General features: G+C 65.4%; 14 protein-coding genes. 6 read left to right on the forward strand and 8 right to left on the reverse strand.

What is annotated here, in order from left to right; genetic code table 11:
• Nucleotides 1–73: 73 nt before the first annotated feature.
• The 3 genes from RWR81_RS00170 to RWR81_RS00180 are packed head-to-tail and all read right to left on the reverse strand — an operon-like array spanning nucleotide 74 to nucleotide 3188.
• Nucleotides 74–955, reverse strand: a complete 882-nt coding sequence (locus RWR81_RS00170) for an ABC transporter ATP-binding protein (RefSeq protein ID WP_314452672.1) — start codon at nucleotides 953–955, stop codon at nucleotides 74–76.
• A gap of 4 nt (nucleotides 956–959) precedes the next feature.
• Complete coding sequence (locus RWR81_RS00175; RefSeq protein ID WP_314452674.1) at nucleotides 960–2036, reverse strand: ABC transporter permease subunit; 1077 nt, start codon at nucleotides 2034–2036, stop codon at nucleotides 960–962.
• Nucleotides 2037–2042: 6 nt separating this feature from the next.
• Complete coding sequence (locus tag RWR81_RS00180) at nucleotides 2043–3188, reverse strand: ABC transporter substrate-binding protein (protein WP_314452677.1); 1146 nt, start codon at nucleotides 3186–3188, stop codon at nucleotides 2043–2045.
• Between the two features lie 538 nt (nucleotides 3189–3726).
• On the opposite strand from RWR81_RS00180, the gene RWR81_RS00185 reads away from it, so the two are divergent.
• The 5 genes from RWR81_RS00185 (at nucleotide 3727) to aspS (ending at nucleotide 12517) form a co-directional block, all read left to right on the forward strand.
• Nucleotides 3727–5127 carry an enterochelin esterase domain-containing protein gene (locus RWR81_RS00185; RefSeq protein ID WP_314452681.1) on the forward strand — a complete coding sequence of 467 codons (1401 nt, stop codon included), beginning with the start codon at nucleotides 3727–3729 and terminating at the stop codon, nucleotides 5125–5127.
• Between the two features lie 369 nt (nucleotides 5128–5496).
• The gene (locus RWR81_RS00190; protein ID WP_314452683.1) at nucleotides 5497–6927 is read left to right on the forward strand and encodes a hypothetical protein; all 1431 of its coding nucleotides are present in this window, start codon (nucleotides 5497–5499) and stop codon (nucleotides 6925–6927) included.
• Between the two features lie 450 nt (nucleotides 6928–7377).
• Nucleotides 7378–9696 carry a hypothetical protein gene (locus tag RWR81_RS00195; protein WP_314453180.1) on the forward strand — a complete coding sequence of 773 codons (2319 nt, stop codon included), beginning with the start codon at nucleotides 7378–7380 and terminating at the stop codon, nucleotides 9694–9696.
• An 87-nt stretch (nucleotides 9697–9783) separates the two neighbouring features.
• On the forward strand, nucleotides 9784–10569 hold the full coding sequence (locus RWR81_RS00200; protein WP_314452686.1) for a DNA-directed RNA polymerase II: 786 nt from the start codon (nucleotides 9784–9786) through the stop codon (nucleotides 10567–10569).
• Between the two features lie 148 nt (nucleotides 10570–10717).
• Nucleotides 10718–12517 (forward strand): aspartate--tRNA ligase, encoded by a 1800-nt coding sequence (aspS, locus tag RWR81_RS00205; protein WP_314452689.1) that lies wholly within the window; start codon nucleotides 10718–10720, stop codon nucleotides 12515–12517.
• A gap of 63 nt (nucleotides 12518–12580) precedes the next feature.
• On the opposite strand, the gene RWR81_RS00210 is transcribed toward aspS, so the two are convergent.
• The 5 genes from RWR81_RS00210 to RWR81_RS00230 form a co-directional block, all read right to left on the reverse strand.
• On the reverse strand, nucleotides 12581–12910 hold the full coding sequence (locus RWR81_RS00210) for a hypothetical protein (protein WP_314452691.1): 330 nt from the start codon (nucleotides 12908–12910) through the stop codon (nucleotides 12581–12583).
• Nucleotides 12911–13175: 265 nt separating this feature from the next.
• The gene (locus RWR81_RS00215; RefSeq protein WP_314453182.1) at nucleotides 13176–13484 is read right to left on the reverse strand and encodes a protein kinase domain-containing protein; all 309 of its coding nucleotides are present in this window, start codon (nucleotides 13482–13484) and stop codon (nucleotides 13176–13178) included.
• Nucleotides 13465–13785, reverse strand: coding sequence for a protein kinase domain-containing protein (locus RWR81_RS00220; RefSeq protein ID WP_314452694.1), 321 nt, complete (start codon nucleotides 13783–13785; stop codon nucleotides 13465–13467). The genes RWR81_RS00215 and RWR81_RS00220 overlap by 20 nt, the downstream gene beginning before the upstream one ends.
• A gap of 135 nt (nucleotides 13786–13920) precedes the next feature.
• Nucleotides 13921–14244, reverse strand: coding sequence for a hypothetical protein (locus RWR81_RS00225; protein WP_314452696.1), 324 nt, complete (start codon nucleotides 14242–14244; stop codon nucleotides 13921–13923).
• A complete protein-coding gene (locus RWR81_RS00230) occupies nucleotides 14228–14554 on the reverse strand; it encodes a metalloregulator ArsR/SmtB family transcription factor (RefSeq protein ID WP_314452699.1) in 327 nt (108 codons plus the stop codon). The genes RWR81_RS00225 and RWR81_RS00230 overlap by 17 nt, the downstream gene beginning before the upstream one ends.
• Nucleotides 14555–15138: 584 nt before the next feature.
• Here RWR81_RS00230 and RWR81_RS00235 point away from each other — a divergent pair.
• On the forward strand, nucleotides 15139–15912 hold the full coding sequence (locus RWR81_RS00235; RefSeq protein ID WP_314452702.1) for a glycerophosphoryl diester phosphodiesterase: 774 nt from the start codon (nucleotides 15139–15141) through the stop codon (nucleotides 15910–15912).
• The last annotated feature ends 37 nt before the right edge of the window (nucleotides 15913–15949 follow it).

A 15949-nucleotide genomic window follows, 5' to 3' on the forward strand; every position in this document is an offset into this window, starting at 1 on the left:
AGGCTACGGGAGAATCGCGGCACCATCCCTCTCCGCGGGCCGGATCACAGGTGAGGTCCGTCTCGCGGCCCGCTTACCGACCCAGTAGGCTGAGGATCTTTCGACGCAGCTCGTGGACCTCGTCACTCGACTCGTCGTGCTCGGGAACCTCGATGTCGGCGACGATGCGCGCCGGTCGCTCGGACAGGACGACCACTCGGTTGGACAGGCGCAGGGCCTCGTCGACGTCGTGGGTGACCAGGACGGCTGTGAAGCGTTGGGACTCCCACAGCTTGATGATCTCGTCCTGGAGCTGGAGGCGTGTCAGGGCGTCGAGCTTGCCCAGGGGCTCGTCCAGGAGGAAGAGCCGGGGCCGGTTGACCAGGGCCCGGGCCAGCGAGGCCCGCTGAGCCATGCCGCCTGAGAGCGTGGCGGGGTAGGCGTCAGCGAAGTCTCGCAGTCCCACGATCTGTAGGGCGGCCTCCACCCTGCGCTGGTCGCGCTCCACACGGTCTCTCGCCTCAGGGCCCAGGGCGACATTGTCGCGCACGGTCCTCCATGGCAGCAGCGTGGCGTCCTGGAACGCAAGCGCGCGCAGAGGAGAGGGACCGGTCACCCGCTTGGAGTCGACGGTGACACTGCCCTCGACAGGCTGCTCCAGCCCGGCCAGCAGTCTTAGAATCGTTGATTTACCGCACCCGGACGGCCCCACCAGCGAGACGAACTCGCCGGGGGAGACCGTCAGGTTGATGTCATTGAGCACGGGAAGCTGATCCGGCTTGGCAGCCTCTGCCTCATAGCGGGCCCTCGCAGCGGGGGAGACCCTGCGCAGCAGCAGGTGGAACCATCCGTGCTCCATATCATGGGACAAGGGATAGCTGTGGGAGACACCAGTCAGATTGACCTGTGCGCCGCGGGGGATGGACGGGGCTGAGATCTGCGGCGTGGCAGTAGTCGTTGCAGAACCGGCAGACATCGGTTCACCACCTCACAAGGTTCTGCTGCCATGCCAGCAGCGAGGAGCGGATCTTGAACAGCAGGACCATGAGCGTGCGGCAGAAGGCCACCAGGATGATGAGGCCCACATACATCCTGGGGTAGTCCGCCCAGCCCTTGACCCAGTTGATGTACCAGGCCAGACCCTTATCGACGCCGGTCAGCTCGGCGGTCATGAGGGCGGCGAGCGAGGTGCCCAGCCCCGTGAACAAGCCGGTGAGCATGTCCGGTAGCGCCGAGGGCACGGCCACACGTCTGATGAGGAAGAGCTCGTCGGCTCCCAGCGTGCGGGCCATGTCGATGTAGTCGCGGCGCACGGAGCGCACGCCCGCGCGGGTCATGGTCGCCATGGGGAACCAGGCGCCGAAGCCGACGATGAAGGCCGCCGAGGCGTACGTCGTCGGAAGCAGCAACAGCGCCAGCGGAAGGAGCGAGGCTGCGGGAACTGGGCCGATGGTCTGAAGGAGCGGATGGAGCCAGTAGTCGGCGCGCCTCGACCAGCCCATGAGCAGTCCCGTGAAGAACCCCAGCACCGATCCCGCCGTGTACCCGATGATGAAGAGCAGTGCGGAGGCCCCCAGGCAGCTGAGCAGCAGCCTCCAGTCACCGGCGAAGGACGCGATCAGTACCTCTGGGGCGGCGAAGTACGGGGGCGCGAGCAGTCCGAGCTTGGAGGTTGTCAGCTGCCAGACGATGAACCAGGCGCCGGCAGCGTTGATCCAGGGCAGGAAGTGCGCCAGCGAGCTCGCCGCCGAGGACGCTGGTCGGGCCCGTGCCGTGAGTGTCCAAGTGATCAGAGCGATCAGCCATGCACCGGTGAGGACTGTGACCGGAGTGGTTGACGCCTTGCGAAGAAGGTCTACCTCCGGCAGGGCAACGACAACGACCAGGTAGGCCAGCCACAGGAACAGTGCCGTGGTGCTCAGAAGAGAGCCTGCGTTGGGACGGCGATCTCCTGGCGCACTCTGCCTGGCTGTGGAGGAGGGCGGTTGCGGATGTCTGTCGTCAACGAACCTGGAAGATGTGGTTGACGTGGTCGTGGATTTCACCTCGGTGGGCATCGTCAATCAGTCCTCGATGCCGAGGTCGGCGACGACCGCGTTCGTCAGGCTCTGTGCGGAGACATCGGAGGTGATGAAGCCGGTTGTCTTGAACTTCTCGATGCCGGGCTCGATCGCGGCCCGGAACCCGGAGGCCGATGCGTTGAACCCGTACGTCTTAAGCACCCGGACGACGACGTCATGGTCCGCAGCCACGTAGTCGTTGTCGACCTCGATCTTGGCGATCTCATCGATATGGTCCGGTACATAGGCCGACCCTTTCATCCACGCCTCGGTCAGGGCCTTGGCCTCCTTGGGCCGTCTCTTGACGAAATCACCGTTGAGGGCCACCGAGCAGCAGAACTTCTCTGCGTCATTGTTGGCCAGCTCGCGAGCCGTCCCGTTGAAGACGGGGAGCAGCGGCGCCGGATCAGAACCCATGATGGCGTCCACCTGTCCCTCTGCCAGAGCGGTTCCCAGAGAGTCCGCATCGATTGTGCGCCAGGTGATGTCACCGCCGTCCGGGTCGACGTTGATGCCGGCCTCGGACAGTCCGATCGCGAAGTAGGCGAAGGCTGATGACGACAGCGACGGCACGCCGATCGTGGTGCCCTTGAGATCGGCCAGGCTCTGGTGGGGAGAGTCGTTGCCGACCACCAGACGTAGGCAGCCGGCATGAAGTCCCGCCGTGAGCTTGGCGTTGAGTCCGTTGTAGATCGGTTCCAGCCAGGAGAAGAAGATGCCCGGTGCACCGATGTACTTGCCCGCGCCCACCCCGTCCTTGGTGTCCTCGGTCTGCTGGGTACGCGCGAGCGTCACCTTCAGGCCCGCGTCGTCGAAGAAGCCCCGGTGGTAGGCGGCGTACAGCGGCGCGGCGCAGATGTCACCGCCGATCACCAGGGGGAGCGTCTCATGGGCGCCAATCACGCCCTGGTTGGTGCGATGGATAGTCAAATACGCACCGGTACCGACCGCGGCAGCGGCCACCAGGCCACCGACGGTCAGCAGCGTGCGCCGAGACGGCCTGCCGCGGCGAGGTGCCTCGGCATCCACGGCGCTTGGGTCGTCGTCCGCAGCAAGAATGTCCGCCGCGTTGTCGGCGGTGACCTCATCGGTCTCAGGGGAGTCGGAGGAGGACGGGGTGGAGGAGGGCGAGGGAACGGTCGTCGACATGGTGTCTCCTGCAAAAAGGGATGGAACTGAGTAGAACCGAATGGACGTGGGAGCAACATCGTTGAGAGAGACAGAAGAACTGTTGGTGCCGCAGAACCTGTGGGAACAGACGAATAAGGGTGAGGCGCTCTTCGAGGAGCATGACATATCGTCTGGATGCTCAAGGCTCCAAGGAACAACCACTGAGGGGCGCGGCAGGTTCTCCGGCACGAAGGGACGAGTAACGGGAGCCCGGCCCGCGTCATCTCGGAAGCTCCAGGGATATCAACCCCTACCGTGGCGTCACTGCGATATCAGGCACTGGCTGCGCACCGGGAGGGGATATCAACAAGGCCAACAGCAACAGCACATTCGCATGCCACACATGACCGCGGGCGTCTGTGCACCGAGGGCGGTGATCGGCTGAGCGATGCGTGTCATGGACGCCACCCTACGCCACAACTCCCGGAAGAATGCAAGGCCGTCATTTCTTACCGGCAGGTTCCTCTTGTGGGCGGGACTGCGATAGAGGCTGATGGAGTCCGATAGGGTCACCGGTGTGAGTGGTATTCGTCCCAATGGTGCTTCGGCACGAGAGTCCCGATGGCGAGAGCCGGCACCGACCCCCATCGCCTCGGAGGGCGGCCCGCTTCCCGCCGCTCCGGCATGGTGGCCGCTTCATCCTGACGATGACGCCTTGGCCGCGGCAGCGGCCAGTGGTACTCCGGTCCTAGGGGAGACCCGCCTCATTGATGGCGTCGAGATGCGTGAAACGACCTTTTTGTGGCGTAATGACCAGCAGCAAGGAGATAGCCCCAGCGTTCTCATCCATCTCAATACACTGATAGACAATCATCGCACCCACATTGCTCCGGCGCTCGCCGCTCGGGTTCCGGACACCAGTTGGTGGGCGTACCACGTCCTGCTGCCCGACGACGCCCTCCTGGGGTACCGGATCGTTGTGACTCGTGAGCCGCTGCCCGACGACGCCGGCGCTCGGCGGGAGTGCTGGAGGCGGGTTCACGCCGAAGGGCGTCCGGATCCCTTCAACCCTGATCGCCTGCACGACGGCTTCGGCTTCGTCTCCTCCCTGTGGGAGGGGCCGAGCGCAGCGACCTATTCGGAGTGGTCGATCGCGGCGCAGCCTGAGGGCGGCTCGGTACTGCGCGGTGGCGAGTATGTCAGCAGTGAGGAGCTCGGCGGCGTCGCCCTCGACGATTTCGACGCCCCCGGTGACTCGGCGCGGCGCGTCACCCTCTGGCGGTCCCGCCACACGGGCAGCGGTCGAGGCCGGGAAGAGCGAGGGCGGGGACGGAAGGCGGAGATGGAGCGCGGGCTGCTGGTTCTGCTCGACGGCGAGATCTGGCGCCGCAACGACGTCGTCCGGCGGCTCGGCGCCAGGGCGGTGTCTTGGGACCTGCTTCTCATCGACTCCGGGGACCTGTCCATGAGGGCCCGTGACCTGGCGGATCCGCACCGCAGCAGGGAGCTGCTGATCCGTTGCCTGGAGGCTGCGCAGGCGGGCCGGCGACGTTGGAGCCCGCAGCGCGTGGTGGTGGCCGGTCAGTCCCTGGGCGGTGTGGCCGCGGCGGACCTCGTTCTGCACCGGTCCGACCTCGCCGGACGCGCCATCGTGCAGTCGGCGTCCTTCTGGCTGGGCTCGGGCCGCCGGGGTGAGGGTGAGGGGCACCTGCTTTCCTGGTTGCGCCGTCGGGCAGGAGGGGAGTCTGCTGAGCCGCTGGCGGCGCGGCTGGTGGTTCAGTGCGGCGTGCACGAGGGCGTTCTGCGGCAGGGGGCGCGTGCGGCCGCGACTCTTCTCGGGGCTGAGGGAGCTCTGCTGGAGTATTGCGAGGAGCGCGGCGGCCACGACTACGCCTGGTGGCGCCACGGGCTGTCCCGGGGGCTCGACGCCCATGAACGGGATCTCTGCACGACACACGAGTCGACTGTGTCAAGGTGACTGTTGTCGCACCGGACAGTTTTAAGACAATGGTAGCGTCACGAATATCACTTAGGTCATCCTGAATCGCTGGCCGGGTGATCGGGCGCAACTCAGTGCGTCCGCCCCTATCGCCCATTCCGGTGAATACGCCGAGCAAGCTCACAGAGGTACTCCATGGACCGTTACCAGCAGTCTTCTCCGTCTGATCCCACGTTCCCGTCCGTCTCCCGGTCGTGCCGCAGGCTGTCTCTGACGCGAGTCGGGGCATTCGTGTCGGCTGTGGTGCTGAGTCTGGTCGGAGTCGTCGGCTCAGCTGCGTACGCGGCCGACGAGACACCAGACCCCGTGGCGAGCTCGACGACCACAGCAGTGAACGAGGCATCATCAATGTCGGCCACTGCCGCGGACGCCCAGACCGATCCGTCGGGAGTCGACCAGAACGCGGCGGTCGCCCCGGTACCGGGAACCACTGGTGAGCCCGGAAGCGTGATGGGGATCGAGTCATCTGTGGCCCCCGGCCTCTACCAGACCGCCTACTCACCCAGCCGCAACTCCCTGTACGTCACCTCGGCGGTGGGGCGCCCGCCCGTCACGCAGTCCTCGCTGATCAAGCTCGATGCCGACACGCTCGCCTACCAGAAGCACGTCGTTCCCGATGTGGATCCGACCGCCACCGGTCGAGACGGCGAGCCGCTCGAGGGGGCTCGCTACGCTGTCTATGGGGTGGCCGTCGACGATGAGCACGGCACCGTCTGGGTCACCAACACCCGCCAGAGCACCGTCGCCGTCTACGACGCCGATACCCTCACGCTCATCAAGCAGTTCGACAAGAACACCGTCGTCCACAGCCGCGACGTCGTCATCGATGCCGTGCGGGACCGCGCCTACGTCTCCAGTGCGCGCTCCAACAGGATCGCCGTGTTCGACACCTCCACCAACACCCCGCTGTCGGACATCGCCGTGGGTCGGGACGCGGACGACTTCAGTCCCATGTCTCTGGCCCTTGATGAGGCCTCAGGAACCCTTGTCACCGTATCGGCCTCCAGTGCGAAGGCCGCCATCATTGACGTCGCCTCCGGATCTGTCGCCGAGGCGGCTCTACCCGACGGCGTCTCACGCGCCTCGGGCGTGGCCTACGACCCGGCAACCGGACGAATCTACGTCGCCAGCCAGGGAACAGGTGATCTCGTCGTCGTCGAGAAGGACGGGACAGTCGTCAATCAGGTAGTCACTGCCACCGGCCTGAAGGATGCCGACGGCAAGGACATCTCCTCGGGGGCGCTCAACGTGGCGCTGGACCCGGCGAACTCGCTGGTCTATGTCACCAACCGCAACGCCGGCACCATCACCGTCCACGATCTTGACGGAACGATCAGGCAGACGATCGATGCCGGCAGCAACCCCAACCACGTCCAGTACGACGGGCGGGGCCATGTCTACGCCGTCAACAAGGGCGGCAGCCGCGACGGCGGTACCAAGAACGACTACGTTCAGCGTTTCTCCGTCGTCGCCCCTCATCCCGCAACGACGTCGACCGCGGCTGCCGATCCCGCACCGAGCAGCTCCGGCACCTCCTCGCCGACCGGGGTGAGTAGTCCCGGCATGAGCTCGCCCGAGGCCCTCCGGACCGCCACGGCAGGCCGTGCTGAGGGCCGGAATGACGGCGCGAGCGCAGCGGTGACCGCTGGTTCCGTCTCTGCCGGAGGCGAGAGTGGCTCGGGTCTGGCAAGGACAGGCCCCTCCCTGGGAGGTGCGGTACTCGCGGCAGCCCTCCTGGCCGGTGGGGCCCTCCTGGCGCGCACTCGTCGTCGTGCCTGATCGGCGGCCGCCCGCGATAGACCGACCGGACTGACCTCGAGGAGAGAGCCGATTTCCTCGGGGGTCGTTCAGCGAGAAGCGTGCGCTGAACGACCCCCGATGCGTCTCCGCGATAAAACCGAGATGAAAATGAAATCTGAACAACTTTATGATCACGTTCCCCGTTTTATCGTTACCGATACAGGTTTTTCCTCAGTGATGTCGGACGTGGATAGTATCGCTCCGACCGGTTGTTGGGTAACTGTCGTGTATACTCGTCCCGGAATCGACGTCGCGAGTGATGTTTTATGAAGATAGCGGATCCTTTGAGAGGAGAAGAACGTCTATCATCGTTTGCGAAAGGTTGCCGTGCCCGTTGAACGGTGCGTTCCTTTCCTCGTCTTCCTCAGGGATCCGCTGTGGACTGTGCGAGTAAGTCAACCCGTCCCCGCCCCAGAACGAGACCACTTGATGCACTACGCTCAGCGGCTGCTAGCGGCCCGCCCCACCACCGGTACCAGTGCTCGCACGATTCTTGCTGTCCTCACGGCTCTCGGTATTGTGATGACTACCGCCGGTGTTACGGCCATGCCCCTCCTGACCGGGAATGAGGTCGTCAATGACGCCGGCGCGAGCACCGACTGCCACCCTGCCGCCAGAATGGTCTATCCTGAGGGTCAGTCGGCGCCTGAATACGTGGTCCCCGTTTACGAGTCGGGAGAAATGGGCGGTGTTGACGTCGTGCTGTCCGATTGGTGCAGCACCGCCGGGAGTGTCCTGGAGGATCCCTCCATCACGCTCAACGTCGTTGAAGGACAGACGGTCACGCCCCACCTTCTCCCCGGCATCAAGGCCGAGCTCGAACGACCGGCTCCCGCCAACGGCGAGCAGAATGTATTCATCCCGACCAACTATCTTGTCAGGGGTGTGCGTCAGGCTATCGGAGACAGCAGCTGGGGAGTCGGCAAACAGGTCTTCAGCCTCACCTTCAGCAGCGGAACGGTGAGTGCGACAACGGGCCTGTTCTCCTTCGTCAAGCAGGATCCTGACATCATCAAGCCCCCGACTCCTGAACCCACGTCGGAGCCGAGCGCGCAGCCGTCCGCAGAGCCGACACACACCTCCGAGCCTGATCCGACCGGCGCTCCATCCACTGAGCCGGCAGAAGAGCCTACCGCGGTACCCACACCGTCTTCCGAGGCTACGGCGACCTCCACGCCATCACCCGACGCCACGGCCACTAGCCCTCCTGCCACCGAGCCCACGGCGACTCCTGACGCAACCGCCACGCCGGATCCCGAGCCGATTCCTTCAGCAAGTCCGACACCGTCGCAGAATCCCACGGTCGCGACCTGCCAGGCTGAGCCTGCCGTCAAGGTAGTCAACCCCGATGGCTCGGATCCTCAGGGCAGCCAGCCCGCCTACACATCGGAGCGCAGCATCAGGATCTCCGGCAGCGGCTGGTGCGAGAACGGAACAATGCTCAATGGCGAGAAGCCGATCGAGCTCAAGCTGGTCGCCTACGGCGGCTACAGGAATTCGAGCACGGCCTCGCTTCCGGTCACCTTCTCGAACGGATCCTTCAACGCCCAGATCAACCTGTCCTCCCTCGCCACCGGAGCGGATCTGAAAACCGGCCGTTACTACCTCCAGGTCTCGCTGCGCGGGAGCGGACTGACCAAGTCGACCAACGTCTTCGGCTACGAGGCCCCGGTGGTCCCCGAACCGACACCGGTTCCAACACCCACAACAACGCCGACTCAGGGGCCGACGGCGGAGCCGTCCCTGTCTGCCTCGCCGTCCCCCTCCGCCGAACCCACCAATCCCACCACAGGGCCCACCACTGAGCCTTCCTCCGGACCCTCTGGGAGCCCGTCCGCAGAGCCGTCTGTCCAGCCCTCAGCATCTGCTTCTCCGGAGCCGGGCCCAGGAGGCCCTGCTTCGACCACGCCCGACCAGGGCGTTCTCAACCAGGACAACACCGACAACACCATTGACCGGGGTGCTGGCTCCGGCGGTGGTCCCGGATCCGGGCAAGGTGCTAGCAACGTTTCCAAAGGTGACTCCGAAGCATCAGAAGGATTGCCGGCGGGCACGTCGGTTCTCAGTGGGCCGGGTGGGCCGGGCACTGATCGAGGCCAGGACCAGCAGAGTGGTCAACGCGGGGGAGAAGCCGGTTCCGCTAGCAACCCGCAGAGCTCTGAGGGCGCCGAGGAACCGGCGCAGGCTCCGGCCAACGCCACTGCCGAGGACCGTACCGCCCGTCCTGATAGGAACCCGGTGCCCCCCGTGACCAGCGCGGCACAGCTGAGCGCGGACAACGCCGGCTCCTTGTCCGGCTCGCGTCAGGGAAATATCGTCAACCTCGTTCTTCCCAGGGCCAAGGCGTCATCGGGGGACTGGGTGTCGGTGTTCGTCTTTCCCGGAGCGACCACCAAGGGGTGGGTGCAGGTGGACAGCGCCAACAGCATCTCCATAGACATATCGACCTTCGAGTCGGGGTCCTACGAGCTGGCGGTGGCCGATCGTGACAACAGCCTCTTGGGCTGGGCGAAGCTGGAGATCGCCTCCGCATCCTTCGATCCTCGGAGCCCGGGGCAGGCCCAGCTCCTGACTTTCCCCGACAGGCCCTCCACAAGCTCGACTGGCCTTAGTGCCAACGACATGCTCCTAGGGGGTGCCGGAGGTCTACTCGTCATCGGAGCGGGCAGTCTGCTGGTCGCTGCACGTTCTGGGTTGCCCCTTCGGGCCCCGAGGATTCTTCAGCGGTTGCGGGTGCCGCGCAGGTGATGAACGCGGCACCCGACCGCCGCACGATTATCAATGATGTCGTCAAGCGGCCAGAGCCTGCAGCGGCAGAAAGGAGGTGAAGGACGGATGACTCGACTGACTCGGCTGACTCGGTCGGATCGGCGTACGTCACCGGCCCGGCGTCGGGTCGGTAGCCGGTACCTGACACAGGTACCGCGCCTGATTTTCGTCGTCTGCTCCGTCCTGCTTGCCTCCTTGGTGACGCTGGTCCCCACCGGCCCCGTTGCCAAAGCGGATACCAAGACAGACCCCTCCACCCCAGGAACAGCTTCGACCGTCAGTCCTTCGACGGTCGCCGTCGGGGGAACGATCATGTACACCGTCTCAGGGTTCCCAGGCGGAGTGACGGTACAGGTACTCATCGACGACGGAACGCTGGCCGGCTCCCGGCCCTCGGAGTCGGAGGTGGTCGCCACCGTCACAACCAGTCAGGACGGCACCGCCTCCGGTTCCTTCGAGCTGCCTGACTACGTCGAACAGGGAAACCACTGGCTGCGCTTCCGGGTCTCTGAGGCTCACCGAGTCACGGCCCAGGAGGGCGACGCGGCTGACCGCACCAACAAGAGCCCCTACTTCACGGTCTCAGGCGTCACAGTCATCGGGGGAGCCGCCCCTCCCACCGTCCCCACGGCGCCGACCCCGCCGCCCCACCAGGTCGCCGCTACAGGCGGATCGCGCGGTACGGGTGCTTCGGCCATCCAGGCAGCAGGCCCAGCAGCAGAACCTGCCGGCTTCCCCATCATCGGTACATCCATCCTTGCGCTCAGCATGATCCTGGTTGTGCTGTCGGTGCTCGTGGCGGTCAACCGCCGCAGGATGGCCGCCTACCAGCGCCGTCGGGCCATGGCCTGATTCAGAGTGCGCAACTGCCGTGCCGCAGCGGCACGGGCTTGAGGACCGAGCTCGGGGCTCCTTGTAAACTGCCGCCGGCGCCCACCCGTCTCGTGGTGCGCCCCGACGGGCACCGGCTCAGTGCCCCACACGGAAGGAACCCAGCACCGTGCTGCGAACCCGCACCGCAGGCTCCCTGCGCGCCTCAGACATCGGCCAGATCGTTACCCTCACCGGATGGGTGGACCGGCGGCGTGACCACGGAGGCGTGGCCTTCATCGACCTGCGGGACGCCTCGGGCATCGCCCAGGTCGTCATCCGTGAGGAGGTCGCCCACGACCTTCGCGCCGAGTACGTCCTGGCCGTCACCGGTGAGGTGAGCGCCCGTCCCGAGGGCAACGCCAACCCGAACCTGCCCACCGGCGAGATCGAGGTCGTCGTCTCCGACGTCGAGATCCTCAACGCCGCCGCCCCGTTGCCCTTCCAGATCTCCGACCACGCCGAGGACGCCGGGCAGGTCGGTGAAGAGGCGCGCCTGCGCTACCGCTACCTCGACCTGCGACGCAGTACCATGCAGCACGCCATCCGCCTGCGCGCCAAGGTCAACCAGGCCGCCCGCAAGGTCCTGGACTCCCACGACTTCGTGGAGATCGAGACCCCCACCCTGACCCGCTCCACCCCGGAAGGGGCTCGCGACTTCCTCGTGCCCGCCCGCCTGGCCCCGGGATCCTGGTACGCCCTGCCACAGAGCCCGCAGCTGTTCAAGCAGCTCCTCATGGTCGCCGGCATGGAGCGCTACTACCAGATCGCCCGCTGCTACCGGGACGAGGACTTCCGCGCCGACCGCCAGCCCGAGTTCACCCAGCTCGACGTGGAGATGAGCTTCGTCGAGCAGGACGACGTCATCGCCGTCGCTGAGGACGTGCTGCGCGAGGTGTGGGCGCTCATTGGCTACGACCTACCCACACCCATCGCGCGCATGACCTACCGCGAAGCCATGGAGAGGTACGGCTCGGACAAGCCCGACCTGCGCTTCGGCTGCGAGCTGGTGGACCTGACCAGCTACTTCAAGGACACCACCTTCCGGGTCTTCCAGAACCCCTACGTGGGCGCCGTTGTCATGCCTGGTGGGGCCTCCCAGTCGCGGCGCACCTTCGACGCCTGGCAGGAGTGGGCCAAGCAGCGCGGCGCCAAGGGTCTGGCCTACGTCACCGTCGCCGAGGACGGGACCCTCGGCGGGCCCGTCGCCAAGAACATCACCGACGCTGAGCGGGCCGGCCTGGCCCAGGCGGCCGGGGCCGAACCCGGTGACTGCATCTTCTTCGCCGCCGGACCCGTGGACTCCTCGCGGGCCCTGCTGGGCGCCGCCCGCCTGGAGATCGGCAGGCGCTGCGGGCTCATCGACGACGACGAGTGGTCCTTCGTCTGGGTGGTGGACGCCCCCTTGTTCAAGCCCTCCGCCGAGGCTCGGGCCGACGGTGACGTGGCCCTGGGCAAGTCCGCCTGGACCGCTGTCCACCACGCCTTCACCTCGCCCAAGCCCGAGTGCCTGGAGACCTTCGACACCGACCCGGGAAACGCCCTGGCCTATGCATACGACATCGTGTGCAACGGCAACGAGATCGGTGGCGGCTCCATCCGTATCCACCGCAGCGATGTCCAGGAGCGCGTCTTCAACGTCATGGGGATCGGTGAGCAGGAGGCCCAGGAGAAGTTCGGCTTCCTTCTGGACGCCTTCAAGTTCGGTGCCCCGCCGCACGGCGGCATCGCCTTCGGCTGGGACCGCATCGTCTCTTTGCTGACCAAGGCCGACTCCATCCGTGACGTCATCGCCTTCCCCAAGTCCGGTGGCGGCTTCGACCCGTTGACCGAGGCGCCCGCTCCGATCACGCCCGAGCAGCGCAAGGAGGCCGGGGTCGACGCCGAGCCCGACAGGGCTGATAAGCCTGCGGGAGCGAACAAGGCCTGAGAACCGGCCGAGCTCCCGGCGTACCGATGAGTCAACGGGGGTATCAGACGTACACCCGTTGACTCATCGGAGGCTCTGCAGACCTACAGCCGGCCCAGGACACAAGGCGAGGCTGCGATTGCCCGCTTCCCACCCTCCATCGTTGGGACCGAGCGTATTGATCGAGTAGCTGGTGGATAAATCGAGTCCGTAGAGCTTCGCGTAGGTGCTGGTGCAGGCGGCCTCGACCTGAAGGTCGTCGGTGATGGCCTCGGTGACGCTGGAGGCGGTCGTGGCCGGGTCAAGGTTCCGCTGGCGAAGACGATCCAGTCGGCCTGGGAGCAGTCGATCTGGCTGACGCTCGTACCGCCCACGACCGAGGTAGTCCGGCTCAGGCAGGTCCCCAGCGGCCATGGCATATCGTCGGAGTGGGGGATGCCCTGCGTATTGACCTGCGCGGGAGTCGGGGCGGCCGTCGGAGACGGTGAGGCCTTCTCGGAGCCGAGGACAGTCTTCCGAGCCGTGGCCGTGGAACCACTGCCGGCCCCCTAAGCCGCCGGAGTGTCGGTGCGTGAGAGGGACGATGCCGAGCCCCTCTGGGCCGTCCGATTCGCTGAGGATGCCGAGAGAATCAGGTTCGAGGTCGCGAGCACGACGGCGGAGACGATGACGCCCGCTGTCACACCGAGCGCCAGGAACGCGAAGGCTCTGCCTGAGCGTCTTGCACCGGATCCGTAGGCAGGGACCGCGGCAGCTGCGGGATGGGATGCTCGATGCCCTCGCGCTGGATGGCGGCAAGGCCGAAATCGCTCAGGCGCGGGCTTCCGTAGGCGTCGATGAGGATGTTTCCGGGTTTGATGTTGCGGTGGAGGACCTCGGCTCGGTGGGCGGCCCCCAGGGCGGAAGAGACGGCCGAGACGATGCTGACTGCCTCGGCGGCGCTGAGTTCGCCGCTCTCTAGAACCTGGTCAAGGAGCCTCCATCGCAGCGTTCCATGACCAGGTAGGGATGCCCGTCGGGCAGTACTCGGAGTCGATCAGCGAGACCACGTGCGGGTGCCCGCTGATGCAGCTGGCGGCCGCCATCTCTCGCATGAAGCGTCGACGGTTGCGTTCGTTGTGCAATGGCTTGGAGTCGGTCTTGACGGCCATCGGACGTTGCAGCGAGATCTGCTCCCCGGCGTAGACGGTGGCGAATCCTCCCTGCCCCAGCGGCTCTCCCAGACGTACACCGGGCACCGGCGGTGCGACGTGCGCAAAGGCGTTGGGAACAGGGAAGGGACTGCTCATGGGCTCATGAGCGTTGCGAGCGTACATTGGTGCAAACCTGTGGGGGCCTTCTACCGAGGAGCATCCTCCGACAGAAGGCCCCCAAGAAAGGTGCACCGCAAGCGGTGCGCGTACAGGGGCGACCGGCTGAGTCGACTAGGCGGCGTGCGTGCAGGTGGGGCAGGAGCAGTCCTCGCAGGTGCACGAGGAGCAGGAGTCCGAGCAGTGCTCGCACGAGCAGGTGTTGTGGTTGCAGGTCGGACAGGTGCAGTCCTCGCACTCGCACACGGCGCAGGAGTCCGAGCAGTGCTCACATGAGCAGATGTCGCACTCGTCGTAGTGACCGTTGTCCTCGTGGTGGGCGTGACCGTTGTGGATGTAGTCCACGTGGTCGCCGTGGATGACGGCGAGGTGACCGCAGTTCGGGCCGTGGGTGTGGTGGTGGGCCTCAGCGGGACGGTGCTCAGTGGTGGCAGTCATGATCATGCTCCTTCGTGTGCTCGAGGGTGTCGATGAAGATCGATGCGACGTGGTCGTCAATGAGGGAGTAGCTCTGGCGCCTGCCATCGCGGATCGACTCGACCAGGTGGGCGTTGCGCAGGACCCGCAGGTGATGGGAGACCAGAGGCTGGGAGACGCCGAGGAATGCCACCAGCTCGGTGACGTCGGCCGGCGAGCTGATGAGGCGGTAGACGATGCTCGCCCTCATGGGGTGAGCCAGTGCCTTGAACAGCTGCACCACGACGGAGTCGTCCCCGAGTGGGGATGCCGGCGTCGTGTCCTTTCGCATACAAAACATTTTATATCAAATGTCCTTGATGTCAATGTGTGGATGAGCGTGTCTTCCTGCCGATTCGAGAAGAACGCACTGGTCAGGTGCTGTGACAGCCCACCTGTCCCAGGCGCGGCAACCGGTTTGGACGCTGTGCCGCAGTTGCTGGGAGAAGGTGCTGCGGTTGATCCAAGGTTGGTTCAAGGTGACTTCACTCATCCTATGGCGGGGATATCGGTGAGGCGGAAGGTGTCGTCGGGGCGGGTAGGGTGCTTGATGGGGTTGAGGTCGAGGGTGACGGTTCTTGCCCTTGCTACCCATGCCCAGGCGGGCCGCCAGGATCGGCGCCCCCCAAAAGAACCGACCAGCCGTGCATGCCGACATGCACGCCCCAACAACAGTTCCCTCTCCACAAGACGTACCGGTGCCCAAGGTCACACTTAGGCATAGAAATGCGCTTGATCAGGACAATCCGCCACACTAGAACACGCTCCGTCACGGGCGGGCCCTACAACGTCATGTATTCTCCCATGCGCTTTCAGCGCTATTCGCGGACTTCGACGATCCCTGGGTGCTGCCGCCGCTCCTGTAGCATTCGGCCCATGTCATCGGTGACCACAGGCAGTGACAGAATCTTGCTCAACGGTGAGCGCATGATCATCGGGCATCGAGGCCTGAGTTCGCTTGCTCCCGAGAATACGATGGCAGCCTTCCGCAGTGCGGTGGACCATCGGGTTTCCTGGGTGGAAGCGGACGTGGATGTCATCGCCGACGGGACAGTCATCATCTGCCACGACTCGACCCTGGACCGCACCACGAACCGGACAGGTCGCTATGACAGCCTGACGATCGCAGACCTGGCGGGCATCGATGCCGGAAGCTGGTTCTCCTCCCGGTTCGAGGGCGAGCCCCTCCCGGCCCTGAGGAGTCTCATTGATCTGATGAATGAGACCGGTCTCAAGGCCAATATCGAGATCAAGCCCAACGAGACCGGTAAGGAGGCGACTCTTCGCCTGATCGACGGCGTGATCACTCAGCTCGAGCGCCTGAGGCCCGGCGCACAAGTCATCGTTTCCTCCTTCAACCATGTTTTGCTTCATCTTTTCAAGCAACGTGCCCCGAAGGTGCCCGTGGGATGCCTTTACGAGAGCCATACCCTCTCAGATGACTGGAGGAGCACACTGGAGATCGTGGGGGCCGATTACATCCATCCCGAGGAATCCGGATTGACCCGGCAGAGGGTCCAGGCCTTTCGACGAGCGGGATACGGCGTCAATGTCTGGACCGTCAACTCGCTCAGCCGGGCTAATGAGCTCTTCAACTGGGGAGCCTCCGGCATCTTCTCCGACATCGCTCACCAGATCGCTCACCGCTGACATCCTTCCTGCGTGCGCCCAATAGCTGACATCATCC

Origin of the sequence: uncultured Actinomyces sp. (genome assembly GCF_963526355.1) — a bacterium.
Lineage (GTDB): Bacteria > Actinomycetota > Actinomycetes > Actinomycetales > Actinomycetaceae > Actinomyces.